Origin of the sequence: Rhizobium sp. RHZ01, assembly GCF_014851595.1 — a bacterium.
In the GTDB taxonomy this organism is placed as follows: domain Bacteria; phylum Pseudomonadota; class Alphaproteobacteria; order Rhizobiales; family Rhizobiaceae; genus Rhizobium; species Rhizobium altiplani.
Window position 1 is genome coordinate 197015 of the sequence record NZ_JACUZZ010000001.1, and the last position, 17736, is coordinate 214750.

19 protein-coding genes are annotated in these 17736 nt (G+C 60.5%); 5 read left to right on the top strand and 14 right to left on the bottom strand.

From position 1 onward, the window contains the following. The first annotated feature begins 87 nt into the window (after positions 1–87). A complete protein-coding gene (locus tag IB248_RS00845; RefSeq protein WP_192240022.1) occupies positions 88–567 on the top strand; it encodes a class I SAM-dependent methyltransferase in 480 nt (159 codons plus the stop codon). On the opposite strand, the gene IB248_RS00850 is transcribed toward IB248_RS00845, so the two are convergent. Beyond that, positions 568–1443, bottom strand: a complete 876-nt coding sequence (locus IB248_RS00850) for an FkbM family methyltransferase (protein WP_192240023.1) — start codon at positions 1441–1443, stop codon at positions 568–570. Next, positions 1440–3161, bottom strand: a complete 1722-nt coding sequence (locus IB248_RS00855; RefSeq protein WP_192240024.1) for an adenylate/guanylate cyclase domain-containing protein — start codon at positions 3159–3161, stop codon at positions 1440–1442. Before IB248_RS00855 ends, IB248_RS00850 begins: the two co-directional genes overlap by 4 nt. Before the next feature lie 193 nt (positions 3162–3354). Here IB248_RS00855 and IB248_RS00860 point away from each other — a divergent pair, with 193 nt between their 5' ends. Both IB248_RS00860 and IB248_RS00865 read left to right on the top strand, forming a co-directional pair. Next, a complete protein-coding gene (locus IB248_RS00860; protein ID WP_192240025.1) occupies positions 3355–4443 on the top strand; it encodes a glycosyltransferase family 4 protein in 1089 nt (362 codons plus the stop codon). Next, positions 4440–5189: a polysaccharide deacetylase family protein gene (locus IB248_RS00865; protein WP_192240026.1), complete on the top strand. Its 750-nt coding sequence runs from the start codon at positions 4440–4442 to the stop codon at positions 5187–5189. Before IB248_RS00860 ends, IB248_RS00865 begins: the two co-directional genes overlap by 4 nt. Here the strand turns inward: IB248_RS00865 and IB248_RS00870 are convergent. The 11 genes from IB248_RS00870 to pcaD form a co-directional block, all read right to left on the bottom strand. After that, complete coding sequence (locus IB248_RS00870) at positions 5186–6016, bottom strand: MBL fold metallo-hydrolase (protein ID WP_192240027.1); 831 nt, start codon at positions 6014–6016, stop codon at positions 5186–5188. The genes IB248_RS00865 and IB248_RS00870 overlap by 4 nt on opposite strands. A 364-nt stretch (positions 6017–6380) precedes the next feature. Then, positions 6381–7097: an ABC transporter ATP-binding protein gene (locus tag IB248_RS00875; RefSeq protein WP_192240028.1), complete on the bottom strand. Its 717-nt coding sequence runs from the start codon at positions 7095–7097 to the stop codon at positions 6381–6383. Beyond that, on the bottom strand, positions 7078–7842 hold the full coding sequence (locus tag IB248_RS00880; protein ID WP_192240029.1) for an ABC transporter ATP-binding protein: 765 nt from the start codon (positions 7840–7842) through the stop codon (positions 7078–7080). The genes IB248_RS00875 and IB248_RS00880 overlap by 20 nt, the downstream gene beginning before the upstream one ends. Next, the gene (locus tag IB248_RS00885; RefSeq protein WP_192240030.1) at positions 7839–8849 is read right to left on the bottom strand and encodes a branched-chain amino acid ABC transporter permease; all 1011 of its coding nucleotides are present in this window, start codon (positions 8847–8849) and stop codon (positions 7839–7841) included. Before IB248_RS00885 ends, IB248_RS00880 begins: the two co-directional genes overlap by 4 nt. Position 8850: 1 nt before the next feature. Continuing rightward, positions 8851–9714 carry a branched-chain amino acid ABC transporter permease gene (locus IB248_RS00890; protein WP_192240031.1) on the bottom strand — a complete coding sequence of 288 codons (864 nt, stop codon included), beginning with the start codon at positions 9712–9714 and terminating at the stop codon, positions 8851–8853. Between the two features lie 98 nt (positions 9715–9812). Continuing rightward, on the bottom strand, positions 9813–10985 hold the full coding sequence (locus IB248_RS00895; RefSeq protein ID WP_192240032.1) for an ABC transporter substrate-binding protein: 1173 nt from the start codon (positions 10983–10985) through the stop codon (positions 9813–9815). Between the two features lie 126 nt (positions 10986–11111). After that, on the bottom strand, positions 11112–12161 hold the full coding sequence (locus tag IB248_RS00900; protein ID WP_192240033.1) for a 3-carboxy-cis,cis-muconate cycloisomerase: 1050 nt from the start codon (positions 12159–12161) through the stop codon (positions 11112–11114). Positions 12162–12224: 63 nt separating this feature from the next. Next, complete coding sequence (gene pcaG / locus IB248_RS00905; RefSeq protein ID WP_192240034.1) at positions 12225–12839, bottom strand: protocatechuate 3,4-dioxygenase subunit alpha; 615 nt, start codon at positions 12837–12839, stop codon at positions 12225–12227. Continuing rightward, a complete protein-coding gene (pcaH, locus tag IB248_RS00910) occupies positions 12839–13588 on the bottom strand; it encodes a protocatechuate 3,4-dioxygenase subunit beta (protein WP_192240035.1) in 750 nt (249 codons plus the stop codon). Before pcaH ends, pcaG begins: the two co-directional genes overlap by 1 nt. A gap of 10 nt (positions 13589–13598) precedes the next feature. Beyond that, positions 13599–14003, bottom strand: a complete 405-nt coding sequence (gene pcaC / locus IB248_RS00915) for a 4-carboxymuconolactone decarboxylase (RefSeq protein WP_018856638.1) — start codon at positions 14001–14003, stop codon at positions 13599–13601. Then, complete coding sequence (pcaD, locus tag IB248_RS00920) at positions 14000–14809, bottom strand: 3-oxoadipate enol-lactonase (RefSeq protein WP_192240036.1); 810 nt, start codon at positions 14807–14809, stop codon at positions 14000–14002. Before pcaD ends, pcaC begins: the two co-directional genes overlap by 4 nt. A gap of 152 nt (positions 14810–14961) precedes the next feature. On the opposite strand from pcaD, the gene pcaQ reads away from it, so the two are divergent. Both pcaQ and IB248_RS00930 read left to right on the top strand, forming a co-directional pair. Beyond that, complete coding sequence (gene pcaQ, locus IB248_RS00925; RefSeq protein WP_192240037.1) at positions 14962–15888, top strand: pca operon transcription factor PcaQ; 927 nt, start codon at positions 14962–14964, stop codon at positions 15886–15888. A gap of 68 nt (positions 15889–15956) precedes the next feature. After that, the gene (locus tag IB248_RS00930) at positions 15957–16385 is read left to right on the top strand and encodes a lipocalin-like domain-containing protein (protein WP_192240038.1); all 429 of its coding nucleotides are present in this window, start codon (positions 15957–15959) and stop codon (positions 16383–16385) included. Between the two features lie 112 nt (positions 16386–16497). Here the strand turns inward: IB248_RS00930 and pobA are convergent, their stop codons facing one another. Then, complete coding sequence (gene pobA / locus IB248_RS00935; protein ID WP_192240039.1) at positions 16498–17670, bottom strand: 4-hydroxybenzoate 3-monooxygenase; 1173 nt, start codon at positions 17668–17670, stop codon at positions 16498–16500. Positions 17671–17736: the final 66 nt, after the last annotated feature.

Sequence of the window (17736 nt, forward strand, 5' to 3'; positions counted from 1 at the left end):
CCATTTTCCCATCTACGGCAATCGACTTCATACAGTTTCATGTGCTAGCACCGATTTCGAAAAACGATTGAATGGACAAGAACATAGATGAGCCGCCTGGACAGCTTCATCCGTCGATTGACGGCTCAGCGCGACATATTGAATGCGATCGTCGAGCTCGTGAACGGCACCGAGGGGCCGGTTCTGGAATTCGGCCTCGGCAACGGCCGCACCTATGATCATCTGCGCGAGCATTTTCCTGATCGTCGCATCATTGCCTTCGACCGCGACGTTCGCTCCTATTCGTCTTCGACACCCCCGTCGGAGAATATGGTGACCGGCGATATCCGCGAGTCCGGCCAGGCCTTTCTGGGAATCGGAGCGGCACTCGCCCATGCCGATATCGGCACCGGGCATGACGATATCGACGCCATCACACTGACCTGGCTGCCGCAACTCATGGCAGGCGTTCTTGCCAAGAATGGCATCGCCGTCAGCGGTCTGCCGCTGGATCGCCCGGAACTGGAGCCGCTCGAACTTCCGGCGGGCGTCAAGGAAGGCCGCTACTATCTCTACCGGCGGAAATAATCAGGGAAGAAACAAGACGTCGTACTGTTCGATGCTGCCCGGCAGGTTGACGACCTTCATCTCCTGTTCTTCCTCCTCGAAGAAGACCAGGCAATCCTCGTAGTAGCCGGCGAGCGTCCTGATGAAATCGCGGGTCTGTTCCGGTCCGTAAAAGAGCGGCGTGAATTCCATGTAGAGCGGCACGCGGCGCGACAGGAGCGGTGCCATCGAGGCGCAGGCGACAGGCTCATAGCCCTCGATATCCATCCAGACGAGGCCGATATCGAGGGGATCGATGGAGAGCTCATCGAGGATCTCGGTCACCGGTTTGACCGGGACGCTCGTTTTCTGGTCGCTTGCACTTTTCCGGTACGCGCTGCTCTTGCCGTGATTGTCGGCATTCATGAAGAAGTCGATCTCGCCAGCCGTCGCCCCGGCGGCACAGTTGACCAGCGTCACCATTTGATCGAGCCTGTTTTGGCGGATATTGGTCTGCAGCAGGGGGAAGTTGCGCGGATCGGGCTCGATGCTGACGATGTGATCATAGGCGCCGCTCAGTGCGAAATAGACGGTCTGCGTCCCGATGTTGCCGCCAATCTCCAGAAGATAGCGCCCGTGCATGAGCCCGCGCTCGCGCAGCACCGCGATCAGGCGGTCCACATGCTCGCGCTCGAAATGCCCCTTTCGAAAGACCTTGCGCCCAATGTAGTCGGACGGCGAGAAGGTCATCAGATGATCGCCAGCATCGACCGTCATCGACACGACGCGCGGCCCGATGCTCTCGATCAGCAACCGCCTGCCGGTGCGAGTATCGAAGAACCTTTTTGCGACAGCGTTGCGCGCCTTTCGCAGCCGTTTCTGCCAGAATTTGGTGTTGAGCCAGCCGCGGCTCGTCATGCATCTTTTCCTTCGATCAGTTCAGCGGCCTTGTCGCTCGGAATCACATAGACTTTCAAGGGCAGAGCTCGACCGCGCACGCTGATTTCACGGCTTTCCACACCCGCCGTGTCGGCCCCGGAAAGGCTTGCGACCGCGTCGGAAATGACGATGGCTGCATCGAATTCCTTGGCTGCGGTCTCCAGCCTGCTTGCAACGTTGACGGTGTCGCCGATCGCCGTGAGACTGCGCACCCGACCATAGCCGAGCGTTCCGACGACGGCGGGCCCCGTGTGAATTCCGATGGCGATGTGAAGCGGCATGGAGAGTTCGTCCGAAAGCTCGACGCCAAGCTTTTCGATGTCGCGCACGATGGCCGCTGCCGCGGCAAGCGCCTGGCGACATGCCTCTTCAGGCGCGCTGCCGATGCCGAAGAGCGCCATGGCGCCGTCACCGATGAACTTGTCGACACGGCCGCCTGCCTTTTCAACGGCGTTGCCAACCAGGGCGAAATAGCGGTTGAGCAAAAATACGATGTCGAAGGGCAGACGCATTTCCGTCAGTGACGTGAAATGGCGAATGTCGCAGAAGAGAACAGTAATCTCACGCTCGCGTCCGGGGCTCGTTTCCTGCGTGTTGGCCGGCAATGTCGCCTCCGGCGCGGCAACGAGTAGCGGTGCGACCGTCACGTCATGAGTTGGCCGCAGCTGGCAGGCAAGCCGCACATCGGGTGCTGCCTTGATCCTCTTCAGCGTCGATTGCTCGAGCTTGTCAGGCGGCGGCAGATCCTCGTAGCGGCCAAGGATCTGGACGCGGCAGGTCGAGCATTGCCCCTTGCCGCCGCAGACGGAATAGTGCGGCAAACCACCGAGCCGGCTTGCCTCCAGAACCGTAAAGCCGCGCGGCACGCTGATCGCCTCGCCACCCGGATAGCGCACTGTGATCTGGTTGACCCGCTCCCTCCACCGTCGCCATGTCCGCGCGCCGACGACGATCAAAAGCGCGCCCGAAAACGAGCCGTAGAGGCCGGCGCGGATCATGGAAAGCTGGCGTTGAGCCTCAGGGTTCGAGTAATAGCGCGTATTGAGATTCTCGAGATAGCGGTTGGTGTTGACCATTCCCTCGTAGGCCGGCTCCGCGATCGTCCTTCCCATTTCAATGAAGCCGAGTATGCCAAGCACCGGCAAGAGGATCGCGACCGCGAGAAGCATGGCGGCGATGGTGTCGTACCAAGGCCGGTAGCGAAGCCAGAAGTGCAGGCCGATACAGCCATGGATCCAGACGGCAAGCAGTGCGATGATCTGGCGCCATCCGTTACCAGGAGAGGTAATCCAGAGCAACCGAACGATCGTCTCGTAGTCGTCCCGGTAGTGAAACAGCGTATGGGCGATCCGCGTGCCGATGACATGGTCGATCAACAGCAGCGGGATCGCGATCCCGAGTACGATCTGGGTCATCTCGCCCGCCGGCATGACAAGGCTCCGGCGCCTGTAGACCGCCCTCAGCACCAGCGTGATGTGAACGAGGACGGCGCCGTAGAAGACAACGGTTCCGACAGGGTTGCGCCAGATCGCCAGGAAAAGCCTCCGCCCATCGTCGGCTACCGGGACGGAGATCAGACCCAGCGCATGGTTGGACAGATGCAGCAGGACAAAAAGAAACATGACGAGGCCGGAACCAAGCCGAGCTCTCCTGATCGTCCGCTCTGAAAAAATACTGGTGGCAGCGACCGTCGCCATTCATTCCCGTTCTTGAATACCAAATGACAAATACAATAGAGAGGACGGAATTGAGGTGGAATTGCCGCCGTCTCTGATTGTGATCGCCTTTCACATGCTATCAGCAAAACCTAAGGAAGCCGACAATAGCGGAATTTCTCGTGGCAAGCCCAGACATCGATTGTAAACAGTGTGTGTCCACGGAGGCGCTTTGATGCGGGTTGCATTCTATGCACCGTTGAAGTCCCCGAACCATCCCGTTCCCTCAGGTGACCGTGAGATGGCGCGGCTCATCATGCAGGCACTGGAACTGGCCGGACATTCCGTCGAGGTCGTCTCTGAGTTCCGCAGTTTTGCTGCGACCGCCGAGGATGCCGCCGGGCTATGGCCGGCGGGACAGGTGGAACTGCAACGTCTCCGCAAGGACTGGTCAGGCGGGCTGCGCCCGGATCTCTGGTTCTGTTACCATCCCTACTACAAGTCACCCGATTTCTTCGGACCGACGCTCTGCCGGGAGTTCGCCATTCCCTACGTCACGGCCGAGGCATCCTATTCGGCGAAGCGCGACGCCACCGATTGGGCACCGCTGCAGAAACTGGTTGTGGACGGAGCCGGTAACGCGGCCGTCAACATCGCTTTTACGGAACGCGACAGGGCGGGGCTGGCAGAAGTCCTGCCGACCGGCTCGTTCTCCGTACTCAAGCCCTTCATCGACACTGCGCTTTTCGAGACCGCCTTGCATAAGGCAAAGCCACAACGGCTGATCGCCGTCGCCATGATGCGCGGCGGCGACAAGATCAAGAGCTACACGATGCTGGCCAAGGTGCTGAGGCTTCTTGGCGATCGCGCCTGGACACTGGCGATCGCCGGTGATGGGGCGATGCGGGCCGACGTGGAGCAACTGTTTGGCGCCTTCGAACCGGGCCGTATTGAATGGCTCGGCGAGCTGAATGGCAGACAAATCGCTGCTGAACTCAGCCGCTCCGGCATCTATGTGTGGCCGGGTTGCGGGGAAGCCTATGGGCTTGCCTATCTGGAGGCGCAGGCGGCCGGGTTACCGGTGGTCGCCCAGAGGACGGCGGGCGTTCCGGAGGTGGTCATCGACGGCACGACCGGCTATCTGACGGCAGAGGGCGATCTGCCTGGCTTTGCCGCGGCAATCGCGGCTTTGCTTGACGACCCCATGAGGCGCTCGACAATGGGTGCAAATGCGCGCCAATTCGTTCTGGAAGAACGTTCGCTCAAGGTCGCCGCGAAAGCCCTCGACACCATTTTGCAGACTTACGTGAGACGAAAAGCATGACCGACGATCAGATCTGGCTGCCGCTCCGACGGGAACTCGACCGTTGGCAGGCGGCGGGGCGCCGGGCACGGCTTTGGCTTCGCGACGATGATGCAATCGAGCCGACCGACGCGCTCGAGAGCCTGCTCGCCCTCACAGGTCAAGCTTCCGTCCCGCTGACCATTGCCGTCATTCCAGCCTCGACTGGCGAAGCACTGGCAACGCGCCTGTTACGGGAAAACCATATCCTTGTCGCCGTTCACGGCTGGTCACATGCAAACCATGCCGGCCCGGAGGAAAAGAAACAGGAGCTTGGCCGCCATCGGCCGGCGGACCTCGTGCTCGGCGAATTGCGCGATGGTCTTGTCATCCTTCAAGGCCTTTACGGCCCCGCGCTCGTTCCAATGGTCGTGCCGCCCTGGAACAGGATTAGCGCCGAGCTCATCCCGCTGCTTGGAGCACAGGGTTTTGATGTGCTGTCGATATTCGGCAGGACCACGTCTCACAGCCCGATCCGCCTTTTGAACACGCATGTCGACGTCGTAAACCAGCGCGGACAGCGTGGGAACCGTCCGCATGGCGACCTTGTCGCGGAATTGGTGGCAGAATTGAAAGCGCGCTTTGCGCGAGACGACGAGCCCGTTGGCGTTCTCACCCACCATCTGGTGCACGGTGCATCGGAGTGGGAATTCCTGACCCGCCTCTTCCAGGAGACCGGGAAACATCCGGGCGCCGCCTGGATGTCGGCGCGCGATCTTCTGGACTAGATTTCGAGGACCTGATTGTCCCTTGCGGCGAAAGCTCCTGGAAATGCGGCCTGGGCCTCATGTTCCATCTGCTCGAGCTGCGTGTCGGTTCGCGATGGAGCATGGTGGAACAAGGCAAACTGCCTGGTACCCGCCATTTTGGCCAGTTCGACGCCATGCTGCCAGGTGGAATGGCCGAAGCCCTTGAAGCGCTGCATCTCGTCTTCGTTGTAGGTGCAATCATAGACGGCGAGATCGACGTCCTTCATCATTTCAAGCGCAACCGGATCGTAAACGCCGGGAACATGCTCGATATCGTAGATCAGGGCGACGGAGCGCCCCTGCCATTCAATGCGGTAGCCGATTGCACCGCCCGGATGGTTCAACATGAACGTCTTGATCTTGACGCCGGGCCGCGGCTCCAGCGTCTGGCCGGCGTGAAAGTCGCGGAAACTCATCGTCGCCTGGCAGATGTCGGTCTTGACCGGGAACCACGGTGGGCTGATGAACTGCTCGATCATCTCGCGTGTGCTCATCTTGCCGTCGAGATGGCCCGACCAGATCGTCAGGTCGATCGTCGGATAGTAGATGGCCTTGAAGAAGGGCAGGCCGATGATGTGGTCGTAATGGCAGTGGCTGAAGAACAGGTCGACATCCCTGACATCCTCGTTGAGCATGGCAAGCCCGGCTTCGCGCACGCCTGATCCGGCGTCGAAGATCATCCGGTGTTCACCGCAGCGGATTTCGATACACGAGGTGTTGCCGCCATAGCGATCGAATTCGGGGCCCGAGACCGGGATGCTGCCGCGAACGCCCCAAAACTTTACCTGAAACAGATCTTTACTCATCGCGTCTTCAAAATGGGCCGACCTCTCTACGCCATGGTAATCATACTTTGACGAACAAGCGAAGCGTTGAGTTTTGTCGGCGACCCGTATCCTTCGTGCCGTTTCTACCAGCTGCGAGCAGAATGGTAGATATTTCTAAGCAATCGGTTTTCACGCCAGAACGCAACTGCTTATGGTTTGTTTTCAGTAAACGGACGATGACGCCTGACAAGATGGGAGACGGCATGGCCCACTTTTCTTGTCTATTAGATGGTTTCTCGACTGCCGGAATACAATTGAATGCTTCTCCGTCAATAGTATGAGAGCGCCGCGGGCGGTTTGGCCACGGGGCAGGACGACGATCGTGCCCCCCTGGTTGCTCCGCCTAATGCAGACCGCCAACGCCAAGCAAGCGCTCGACAGCCGCGTGATCGTCCGACAGCGCCTTTGGCGTCCCAGCCCAGGCGAGGCGCCCGCGCTCCAGCACGATCACATGGTCGGCAAAATCAAGCGCGCTCTGGATGCGTTGTTCAACCAGCAGGATCGTCATGTCGCCGGTCTTCGCGAGCTCGGCGAACGCAACCATGAGCTCCTCGCAGATGACGGGTGCCAGGCCCTCCAGCGGCTCGTCAAGCAGAAGCACCGACGGACGACCAAGGATCGTGCGTGCCGTCGACAGCATCTGCTGTTCGCCGCCCGAAAGCTGGTTGCCAAGATTGCGGCGTCGCTCCTTCAGGCGCGGGAACATGCCATAGGCTTCCTCAAGCGCGCTTTTCGGCCGGCCCTTGAGGCCGACGAAGAGGTTCTCCTCCACCGTCAATGTCGGAAAGATGCAGCGCGCCTGCGGAACATAGCCCAGTCCCTTGTGCGCGCGTGACGCACTTGGCATGGCCGTCACGTCGGCACCACCGATCCGGATCGTGCCGTCGTAGCGTTTGGTCTGCCCGGCGAGCGTCGCAAGCAGGGTGGTCTTGCCCATTCCGTTGCGGCCTAGAACGGCAAGGCGCGCGCCTGATGGAACGGAGAATGAGATGCCTTCTAGAACCCGTGTCGGCCCGTAGCCGGCGGACAGGTTTTCGACCTCAAGCGGCGTGGCTGGCATTGGCATAGCTCCCGAGATAGGCCTCGCGAACGCGGGCATCCTTGGTCACGTCGGCGGGCGATCCATCAAAGATGATCGTGCCTGCCGCGAGGACGACAACGCGCTTGGCGAAACGGAAAACAAGATCCATGTCGTGCTCGATCATCAACACAGCAAGATCGGCGGGCAGGTCGGCAATCGCCTGCTCGATGCGACCGGTGTCACTCTGGGGAACGCCGGCGGCCGGCTCGTCAAGCAGGAGCACCTTTGGCCTGAGGGCCATCGCGATGGCGATTTCCAGGAGCCGCTGCTGGCCGTAGGCAATCTCATTCACCTTGCGATGCATGAGGTGGGCGATCCCCAGCGTACTGAGCAGCTCGCTGACTTCATCCATCACATCGGGCATGGCAAGAAAATTCCCGAACATGCGCCCCGTGCGTCCTTGACGCTGGAGGATGGCAAGGGCGACATGCTCGGCCGAAGTCATCTCGAGGAAGAGCCGGGTAACCTGGAAGGACCGCACCAGGCCGCGCTTGACACGTCCATTGGCACCAACTTTGGTGACAGTCTCGCCCGCAAGCCGGACATCGCCGGAATCGGGCTGCAAGTTGCCGGTCACAAGATTGACGAAGGTCGTTTTGCCAGCACCGTTCGGTCCGATCAGCGCCACGCGATCGCCCGGCGCCATCGACAGCGAGACATCGTTTGTCACGGCAAGGCCGCCGAAGGATTTCTTCAGGTTGGCAACTTCGAAGACGGCGTTCATTGTCCCGCCTCCTTCCTGCGATTAAAGAAGGCTGCGGCGGAGCCGTAGAGCCCCTTCGGCGCGAACAGGACGACGGCGATCAAAAGCGCGCCCACCATCGTCAGCCAGTGGAATGGGTTTGCCGCCGAGACATAGTCCTCGAAGAGCATGAAGATCACCGTGCCGGAAAGCCCACCGAACAGTGAGCCCGTGCCACCAAGAACGAGCATGACCAGTGACTCCGCCGACAGGGTGAAGGAGAGGCTGTCGAGGCCAACGACCTGTGTGGTGATGGCGTTGAGTGCCCCACCGACGCCTGCGACCGCACCCGAGATCACATACATCTTCATCAGGCCAGCCTTTGGCGAGGCCCCCATGGCCTTAATGCGCAACGGATCCTCCTTTATGCCACGGCACAACATGCCGAAGGGCGAGCGCACGATGAGACGCAGAAGCACAAAGACGATGAGCAGCAGGACAATCGCAAAGACGTAGGCGGTATGGCCATAAAGATCGAATTCGAAATATCCGAGGATAGGGTCGGCAGAGATCCCCGACAGCCCGTCGCTACCGCCGGTCCAGCTGGACGCCTTGTTGGCGAACTCGTGGAAGAGATGGATGAGCGCGATCGACAGGACGAGCTGCGGCAGGCCATGGCCACGCAGGATAATGATACCGCTGATCAGTCCCGCGACAGCACCGCCAGCGATGCCCGCAAGGGTCATCAGCAGCGGATCATTGATGCCATAATGCGCCGAGAGAATACCCGCGGCATAGGCGCCCGAACCGAAGAGGGCTGCGTGTCCAAGCGTCGCGACGCCGCAATAGCCCGTGACAAGATCAAGCGAGAGAACAAGCAGGGCGACGGCGACGATGCGGGTAAGCAGCGCAAGATTATCCGGAAACAGGAAGTAGCCGATGACGGCAGCGACCAGGATCGCCGCAGCGCCTGCCGCATCACGGTGAAGCGATCGGTGGCGGCGGGCAGAGGCGGAAACGCCTGCTTCGGTGTTCATGACGGCAGCCATTCTATTTCGTCCTTCCCGCCAGACCGCGCGGGAAGATGCAGATGATCGCAATGACCGCGAGGTAGAAGAAGAATTCGCCGAATTCCGGCATCAGGTAGCGTCCTGTCGTATCTATGCCGCCGAGCACGAGGCAGGCAATCAATGCGCCCGGGATGGAGCCGGCACCGCCGACCGAAACGACCACGAGGAAGGTCACCATATAGCGCAGCGCGTAGTAGGGTTCGACCGGCAGCAGTTCGGCGCCGACAACCCCGCCGAAGGCGGCAAGGCCAACGGCGACGGCAAAGCTTAGCGCATAGATGATCTCGGTGCGTACCCCGAGTGCTGCCGCCATCGCCGCATTGTCGACGGAGGCGCGCAGCTTCACGCCAAAGCTGGTCCTTTCGATCGCATACCAAAGTCCGCCCGCGACTGCGAGACCGCACAGGATAGCAAACAGGCGGTGGACAGGGATGGTTCGGAAGCCAAGGTCCGCCGAGCCCTGAAGTCCTGACGGCAGCGGGATCGTCTTCAGGGTTGGACCAAACACATAGTTGGCAATGCCGATGATGCAGAAGGTAATGCCGATCGTCATCAGCACCTGCGTCAGCTCTGGCGCCCCATAAATCCGCCTGTAGAGAAAGCGTTCGACAGGAATTGCGATGATGACGGTCCCAACGACAGCGGCAATCACCGCAACACCGTAGCCAAGCCCGAGATCGCGCGCGGTATAGGACGCGATGTAACCGCCGATCATGGCGAAGGCGCCGTGGGCGAGATTGACGACGCGCATCAATCCCATGGTTACCGACAGACCGATCGAGATGACGAACAGCACCATGCCATAGGCAAGCGCATCGACGGCTATGCTGAAGACTGTTTGCATGAGGCTATCCCGATGCTGTTGGAGCGGGCCGGCATTGCGGTGCTTAGAGCGCGCTCGGCGCCGCAAGCATCCCGGTCCGCTACAGATGTCAGAGGTCGTTATTTCGCAGCCGCAAGGCCAGGGTCGCCCTGCTTTTCGAACGTCTGGACTTCCTTGTTGTAATAGGTGCCATCATCGGCCTTGGTGACTTCGCGCAGGTAGATGTTCTGCGTGATGTGGCGGCTGTCCGGATCGATCGAGACCGGACCGCGCGGGCTGACCCAGGTCAGGCCCTTGACTGCCTCGACTGCCTTGGCTGCATCCTGCTTGCCGCCGGTCGCCTCGATCATCTTGTAGATGACATTCATGCCGTCATAGGCACCGACGGCCGGGAAGGACAGTTCCGCCTTGCTGCCGATTGCCTTGGCTGCAGCCTCGACAAACGCCTTGTTCTCCGGCGAATCATGCGAGACGGCATAATGGAAGGTTGTCTGAATGCCGAGAGCAGCATCGCCAAGTGCCGGAAGATCGGATTCCTGCGTCAGGTCACCTGGCGCAAAGAACTTGATACCGGCAGCCTTGAGGCCGTTTTCATTGTAGGCCTTGACGAAGCCGAGCGTCGTCGGACCGGATGGCAGGAAGGCGAAAACGCCCTGCGCGCCGGAATCCTTGATACGCTGCATGATCGGGCTGAAATCGTTGGTCGAGAGCGGCATGCGGATTGCCTCGACGACCTGACCGCCTTCCTTCTCGAAGGCTGCCTTGAAGGCATTCTCGGCGTCGACGCCCGGACCGTAGTCGCTGACAACGGAGATGACCTTGCTGACGCCGGCGTCATGGGCAACCTTGGCGATCGGCGTCGAGGTCTGCCACGTCGTAAACGAGGTGCGCACCACCAGCGGGCTCTTGGTGACGATTGCCGATGTGGCCGCGTTCATGATGACGAGCGGCGTATTCGCCTGCTTCAGGATCGGCGTCACGGCCATCGCGTCAGGCGTGAAATAGAATCCCGCGAGGTACTGGACCTTTTCCTTGACGACCAGCTCCTGCGCCAGCGCCTTCGACTGCGCCGGATCGGCCGCGGGCAGATCGCGATAGATCACTTCGACGGTGTTGTCGCCGACCTTGTTGCCGTTGATCGCCATGTAGGCATCGATACCGGCTTTGAAGTTCTTGCCCTGCAGGGCGAACGGACCAGAGAACGGCCCGACGACGCCGACCTTGATGGTATCGGCATAGGCCGCTGTGCTCATGACGACTGCCGCAACGGCGGCCAGGACAAACCGTTTCATAAATCCTCCCATTGACGATGGCGCACTCCTACGCCGCTTTAGTTCACAGCTAAAGCCTTGGCGATAGTGTCTCATTCAAAACGGTAATGTAAAATGAAATAAACGGCAAAACTCATACCCCGAGGGTTATGATTTGTGCCCAATTCGCTTGATATTGCCGGCCAGTTCAAGCGCCAGGCGAAGCGAAGTGGCCGTCGCCATGACCATTTGCGGCAGAATGAGCCATTCCAGCGTCCACGCCGCGCCCGATCGCTCCTGTTCGTGCACCAGCGACTGATGCATGCCGGAGAGTTGGGTCGCATTGAAGCGCGCCAGAGCAACGAGCGTTTCGGCTGCGACCGGGTTTTGCTTGTGCGCCATTGCGGACGAACCGCCACCCCCTGATAGCTCGATCTCATCGCCCGCCTGCGCCAGAAGCGCGACATCCTGCCCGAATTTGCCAAGGCTGCCACCGATGAGCGACAGCAGATTGGCGAAATCCGCGATGACCCCGCGTTGGCTTTGCCATTGCGGCGTGTCTGAGAGGCCGAGCTCCTGGGCCAGGGCTGAGCGCACGGCTGGGGCAAGATCCTGAAGCTTGTCGAGAGTACCGGCTGCCCCGCCGAACTGCAGGGGAAAGCCCTGTTCGGTCAGCCGGTCCCGATAACCGGCAAGCGGTGCGCGCCAGGCGCGAAGACGATCAGAGACTGTGATCGCGATCGCTGCCTGCATGCGGGTCCGCCCGATCAAAGCGCTTTTCCCGAACTGCGCGTCGAGACTGTCGAACACCTTGGCAAGCTTCGTGAGCCGGTTTGAAAACAGGAACGTGATTGCCTTCAGGCGAACCATCAGGCTGGTGTCGATGACATCCTGGCTCGTGGCGCCGAGGTGGACGCAATCAAAGTACGGCTCCCCGACTGCCTCGCGCAGCTGTTTGACAAGATCGGCAACCACAACTCCGTCGCGGGCCGTGGCCGTTCTCAGATTGAGGACATTCGGTTCAAACGTTGCGCAGACCGTGCCGATATGGCGTGCCGCTTCATGCGAAATCAGACCGTGAACGGCCTCGGCCCTGGCGAGTGCTGCTTCGAACCCGAGCATGGCGCGAATATCTGCCGCCGCGGAGAAATACGAAGCCGTCTCCTCGTCGCCGAGCAGGCCGGACAGAAACGGGTGATCAAAGGCTGAGATGGTCATCGGTGTCTTTCCTGCTGCGACCGACAACTGCGCCTGCAATGGCCTTAACGCAAGTCCCTGCGGTCAGATATCGAGGAACACGGTCTCCCGGTCGCCCTGCAGCCGGATGTCGAAACTATAGGTCGATCCGTCACGTTGGGCGATCAGCGTGTCGACGCGCTCCCGGTGCTCGATGCGCAGAAGCAGCGGGTCGGCCTTGTTGGCCTCTGCCTCCTCTGGAAAATACATGCGCGTATGCAGGCCGATGTTGATGCCGCGTGCGACGATCCAGAAGGTGATGTGTGGCGCCATCTTGCGGCCGTCCTTGAAGGGAACGCGGCCCGGCTTGACGGTGTCGAAGGTGAAAACGCCGTCTTCGGCGCGTGTCGGGCAACGGCCCCAGCCGGTAAAGTTCGGATCTGCCGTGCCCCGCATCTCCGACGGGCTGTTATAGAGGCCGGCGCCGTCGGCCTGCCAGACTTCGATGACTGCATCACGCACCAGGGCACCGGCACCGTCAAAAACGCGACCTGTCACCGTGATGCGCTCGCCAAGCGTCTTGTCGTTGACCATCACCGTTCCGAGGTCATTTTCATAGACGCCCTTGATGTCACAGAAGTTCGGGGTCAGGCCGATATGGACATAGGGGCCTGCCGTCTGCGAGGGCGTTTCCTTGAGATAGCCGAGTTCCTGAACCATCAGTTCCCCTCCATGCGGTTTTCGAACATCGTCGAGCGGCGGCCGCGCAAAACGATGTCGAACTTGTAGGCGCGCGCATCCATCGGAATCGTGTTGCCCCAGTCGAGCGGCGCAATCAATTGCTCGATGGCGCGCTTGTCGGGGATCGTGCCGACGATCGGACACTTCCAGATCATCGGATCACCCTCGAAATACATCTGCGTGATCAGACGCTGGGAAAAGCCATGGCCGAAGATCGAGAAGTGGATATGGGCCGGGCGCCAGTCGTTGACGCCGTTGGGCCAGGGATAGGCTCCCGGGCGAACCGTGCGAAACGCATACTGACCATGCTCATCGGTGATGCAGCGCCCGCATCCACCGAAGTTCGGATCGATGGCGGCGAGATAGGTTTCCTTCTTGTGCCGATAGCGCCCGCCGGCATTGGCCTGCCAGAACTCGACAAGGGCACCGGGTACCGGGCGTGCACGTTCGTCGAGCACACGGCCGTGGACGATAATGCGTTCGCCGATGGCACTTTCGCCCGGCCTGGCGAAGTTGTGGATCAGATCGTTGTCGAGCTCACCGATGACGGAGTGGCCGAAGACCGGCCCTGTGATTTCCGAAATCGTTCCGTCGAGCGACAACAGCGCGCGCTGCGGCGAACGCAGGACCGAGGTCTTGTAGCCTGGGGTGAAGGCCGGCGCATGCCATTCGCGGTCTCGCGCGAAGAATGCGCCGGTTTCGGGAATGCGGTTGGGAAGATCGGACATCCTATGCCTTTCAGGCCGCCTTGCCGGCGTCCATCTGTTCGAAAACATGCTTGGCGATCTTGATGGCGTGATTGGCGGCGGGAACGCCGGCATAGATCGCCACGTGCAGCAACGCTTCGCAAATATCATCGCGCGAGGCGCCGGTGTTGGCGGTGGCGCGGACATGCATCGCCACCTCGTCGTCCTGGCCAAGTGCTGCCAGAAGCGCGATCGTCACGATCGACCGCTCGCGGCGCGTCAGTGTCGGGCGCGACCAGACATGTCCCCAGGCCGCTTCCGTGATCAGGTCCTGAAACGGCTTGTCAAACGGGGTCGAGCTTGATTCGGCGCGATCGACATGGGCATCGCCCAGCACGGCACGCCGCGTCGCCATACCCTGCTCGAAGCGCTTCGACGGCTGGTGGAGTTCACTCATGAGCTCTTTTCTCCATGCAATGCGGAATCGATGAATGCGCGAATGATTGCCGTCAGCGCTTCCGGCTGCTCGACGCAAGGGATATGGCCCGCATCGCGTATGATCTCGAAGCGGGCGTTCGGAATGAGCCTGGCCGTCGACTTGACCAGATCGGGCGGCGTGGAACCGTCCTGATCACCGACAATGCAGATCGTCGGAACGCTGATCCTGGTGGCCACGTCCGTGTAGTCGGCATCGCGGATTGCCTCGCAGGTGGCAAGATAGCCTTCCACCGGCTGGCGCACGAGCATGTTGCTGTAGCCGTGATAGGCCGTGTTCTCCGGTCGCCGGAAAGCCGGCGTGAACCAGAGCTTCATGACGCCGTCGACAATGCTCGCAATACCCTTGCTGGCGACGGTTGCAATCCGTGAATTCCAGCTTTCGGTGGTGCCGATCTTGTGCGCCGTATCGCAAAGGATCAGTCCCTGCACCATGTCGGGTCGCGCCTTGTAGAGCGCCTGAGCAATCAGCCCGCCCACGGAAAGACCGCAGATGAAGGCCTGCTTGACCGCCAGAAGATCGAGCAGGCCGGCAAGATCGGAAGCATGATCTGCGATCGAATAGGGAACCTGGCCAACATCGGAAAGCCCGTGGCCTCGCTTGTCGTAGACAATGATCGCGTAGTCCCCGGCCAGTCGTACGATCACGTCGCGCCAGATGCGAAAATCGGTGCCAAGCGAATTAGCAAAGACGATGACCGGCTTGTCAGCGGGGCCGCTGATCAGCTGGTAGTGGATCGCGATGTCATTGATACGGGCAAACTGCACGGCAAATCTCCTCTCCGTGCCGGTCTCCATGCAAGTCGCGGCCGACTTGAATGAGAGGGGCCGACACAGACCCTGGTTCAAATTGGATGTTTAATCTGGTTAGGTAAAATGATATTTCGTGGCATTTCGATAACTCCGGAGTTATGAAATCCATGATCGACAGTCGGGTGAAGTTTCGTCATCTACAGACATTTGTCGAGGTGGCGCGGCAGAAAAGCGTGATGAAGGCAGCCGGATTGCTCAATGTCAGCCAGCCGGCGGTGACGAAGACGATCCGCGAACTGGAGGAGGTGCTTGGCGTTGCGGTCTTCGAGCGCGACGGGCGCGGCATCAAGATCACCCGCTATGGCGACGTTTTTCTGCGCCATGCGGGAGCAGCGCTCACGGCCTTGCGCCAGGGCCTTGATTCGGTATCCCAGGAGCGTTTCGGCGAGGCCCCGCCGATTCGCATCGGCGCCTTGCCGACGGTTTCGACGCGGATCATGCCGCGCGCCATGGAGCTTTTCCTCAAGGAAAACACCTGGAGCCGCATCAAGATCGTGACGGGAGAGAATGCGGTGCTCTTGGAGCAGCTGCGCGTCGGCGACCTCGATCTCGTCGTCGGGCGGCTTGCCGGCGCGGAAAAGATGGCCGGCTTTGCCTTCGAGCATCTTTACTCCGAACAGGTCGTCTTTGCGGTTCGTGCAGGCCATCCGCTGCTGAAATCGCGCCAGTCGCTGTTTGCGAAGCTCAGTGAATATACCGTGCTGATGCCGACGCGCGCCTCGATCATTCGCCCCTTCGTGGAAAGCTTCCTGATTGCCAACGGCGTCGCCAGCCTGCCGAACCAGATCGAAACGGTCTCCGATTCATTTGGCCGCGCCTTCGTGCGGTCGAGCAACGCCATCTGGATCATTTCCACAGGTGTGGTCGCAACCGATATCGCCGACGGCCTCCTGGAAGTCTTGCCGATTGACACCAGCGAAACAAAAGGGCCGGTTGGACTGACAATGCGCACGGACGCCATTCCCTCGCTGCCGCTTTCGATCCTCATGCAGACGCTGCGGGAGGCGGCTATGGAGGTTGCCGCCAAGACCTAGCGACCCTGTTGCGGATAGGGCCTGCGTGGTATCGTCCAGCTCGTGCAACTGCGCGTGGGAGCCACACTATGGGAAGTGCAGCCGCATTACATGGAACATGGAGAATGGTGTCCTGGACGCGCCGTGCTGTTGCGACCGGGTTGGTTACGAATGCGATGGGACCCGACCCCGTCGGATATCTTTCCTATCATCCGGATGGCCGGGTAATGGCTGTGGTCGTCAGCCGAGAGCGACCGGCACTCAAGGGCGAAGTCCCGACGGACGCCGAAAAGGTCGCGCTGTTCGATTCCATGCTCGCCTATGCCGGAACCTATACCTTCGAGAATGGACGCGTGGTGCACCATGTCGATGCGAGCTGGAATCCGGCCTGGGGCGTCAGCGACCTGATCCGGCCGTTCTCCATCGACGGCAACAGGCTTGTCATCAGCGGCGCCCCTGGGGTCGATCCAAAGAACGGCGAGGAGGTCGTCTACGAACTCGAATTCCGCAAGGTCTGACGCCAGCAAGCCTGCCAGCCGACAGAGGTCCCGATCGACGGGCGAGCAGCGGTGGGACGCATGAACCACCGCCGCTCTCCGTGCACCCCTTCCGTGGATGGCGGAAGGGAAGCTAGTAGGGAAGGCCGACGTAGTTTTCCGCAAGCGCGGTCGAAGCTGCGCGTGAATGCGTCAGATAGTCGAGTTCGGCTTCCTGAATCTTTTGGTCGAAGTCACCGGTATCGGGGAACCGGTGCATCATCGTTGTCATCCACCAGGAGAAACGGACCGCCTTCCAAACCCGGGCGAGTGCCTTTTGGGAATAAGTGTCGATGCCTGCGTTCGAACGATCCTGGTAGTGTTCGATCAGGCCCGAGAACAGATAATGCACGTCGCTCGCGGCGAGATTGAGGCCTTTGGCACCGGTCGGCGGAACGATATGGGCGGCATCGCCGACAAGGAACATGCGGCCAAAGCGCATCGGCTCGGCAACGAAGGAGCGAAGCGGTGCGATCGACTTCTCGAAGGAAGGCGCGGTCACAAGTGCATCGGCATGATGCGCAGGCAGGCGGCGGCGAAGTTCGTCAAAGAAGCGGTCATCGCTCCAATCCTCGACCTTTTCATCGAGTGGACACTGGATGTAGTAGCGGCTGCGATGCTCCGAGCGCATGGAACAGAGCGCAAATCCCCGCGGGTGGTTGGCATAGATCAGCTCATGGTTGACGGGAGCGACCTCGGCCAGAATTCCAAGCCATCCAAAGGGGTAGATCTTCTCGAATGTGCGCAGCGATTTTTCGGGAACCGCCTTGCGGCTGACGCCATGGAAACCGTCGCAGCCGGCGATGAAATCACAGTCGATGCGGCGCGTAGCACCATCCTTTTCGTAGGTGACGTAAGGGGCCGCTCCATCGAAATCGTGCGGCTTGACATTCGCTGCCTCGTAGATCGTCAGCGCGCCGCTGGCCTCGCGTCGCTCCATCAGGTCGCGGGTGACTTCCGTTTGCCCGTAGATCATGACGCGCTTGCCGCCGGTCAGACCGAACAGGTCGATGCGATGGTCGCGCCCGTCGAAGGCAAGGGAAAAGCCGTCATGCGAAAGACCTTCGGCATGCATGCGCGCGCCAGCCTTTGCCTCATCGATAAGTCCAACGGTTCCTTCCTCCAGCACCCCGGCACGTACGCGGCCAAGGATATATTCCTTGCCAACGCGGTCCAGGATGACGTTGTCGATGCCGGCTTCAGTCAGCAACTGGCCAAGCAAAAGTCCTGAAGGGCCGGAGCCAATGATGGCTACCTTGGTGCGCATGGTGTCCTCCCGCACTTGTCTTTTGTCAAATCTTGACCGGGCAAGGCGCCATCAACAATGGACAAA

Coding starts and splice junctions, on each gene's coding strand:
- IB248_RS00855 (WP_192240024.1), bottom strand. CDS start 3,161: ATGGCGACGGTCGCTGCCACCAGTATTTTTTCAGAGCGGACGATCAGG.
- IB248_RS00850 (WP_192240023.1), bottom strand. CDS start 1,443: ATGACGAGCCGCGGCTGGCTCAACACCAAATTCTGGCAGAAACGGCTG.
- pobA (WP_192240039.1), bottom strand. CDS start 17,670: ATGCGCACCAAGGTAGCCATCATTGGCTCCGGCCCTTCAGGACTTTTG.
- IB248_RS00890 (WP_192240031.1), bottom strand. CDS start 9,714: ATGCAAACAGTCTTCAGCATAGCCGTCGATGCGCTTGCCTATGGCATG.
- pcaQ (WP_192240037.1), top strand. CDS start 14,962: ATGATCGACAGTCGGGTGAAGTTTCGTCATCTACAGACATTTGTCGAG.
- IB248_RS00865 (WP_192240026.1), top strand. CDS start 4,440: ATGACCGACGATCAGATCTGGCTGCCGCTCCGACGGGAACTCGACCGT.
- IB248_RS00895 (WP_192240032.1), bottom strand. CDS start 10,985: ATGAAACGGTTTGTCCTGGCCGCCGTTGCGGCAGTCGTCATGAGCACA.
- IB248_RS00860 (WP_192240025.1), top strand. CDS start 3,355: ATGCGGGTTGCATTCTATGCACCGTTGAAGTCCCCGAACCATCCCGTT.
- pcaH (WP_192240035.1), bottom strand. CDS start 13,588: ATGTCCGATCTTCCCAACCGCATTCCCGAAACCGGCGCATTCTTCGCG.
- IB248_RS00845 (WP_192240022.1), top strand. CDS start 88: ATGAGCCGCCTGGACAGCTTCATCCGTCGATTGACGGCTCAGCGCGAC.
- IB248_RS00900 (WP_192240033.1), bottom strand. CDS start 12,161: ATGACCATCTCAGCCTTTGATCACCCGTTTCTGTCCGGCCTGCTCGGC.
- IB248_RS00875 (WP_192240028.1), bottom strand. CDS start 7,097: ATGCCAGCCACGCCGCTTGAGGTCGAAAACCTGTCCGCCGGCTACGGG.
- pcaC (WP_018856638.1), bottom strand. CDS start 14,003: ATGAGTGAACTCCACCAGCCGTCGAAGCGCTTCGAGCAGGGTATGGCG.
- pcaG (WP_192240034.1), bottom strand. CDS start 12,839: ATGGTTCAGGAACTCGGCTATCTCAAGGAAACGCCCTCGCAGACGGCA.
- IB248_RS00870 (WP_192240027.1), bottom strand. CDS start 6,016: ATGAGTAAAGATCTGTTTCAGGTAAAGTTTTGGGGCGTTCGCGGCAGC.
- IB248_RS00930 (WP_192240038.1), top strand. CDS start 15,957: ATGGGAAGTGCAGCCGCATTACATGGAACATGGAGAATGGTGTCCTGG.
- IB248_RS00880 (WP_192240029.1), bottom strand. CDS start 7,842: ATGAACGCCGTCTTCGAAGTTGCCAACCTGAAGAAATCCTTCGGCGGC.
- IB248_RS00885 (WP_192240030.1), bottom strand. CDS start 8,849: ATGGCTGCCGTCATGAACACCGAAGCAGGCGTTTCCGCCTCTGCCCGC.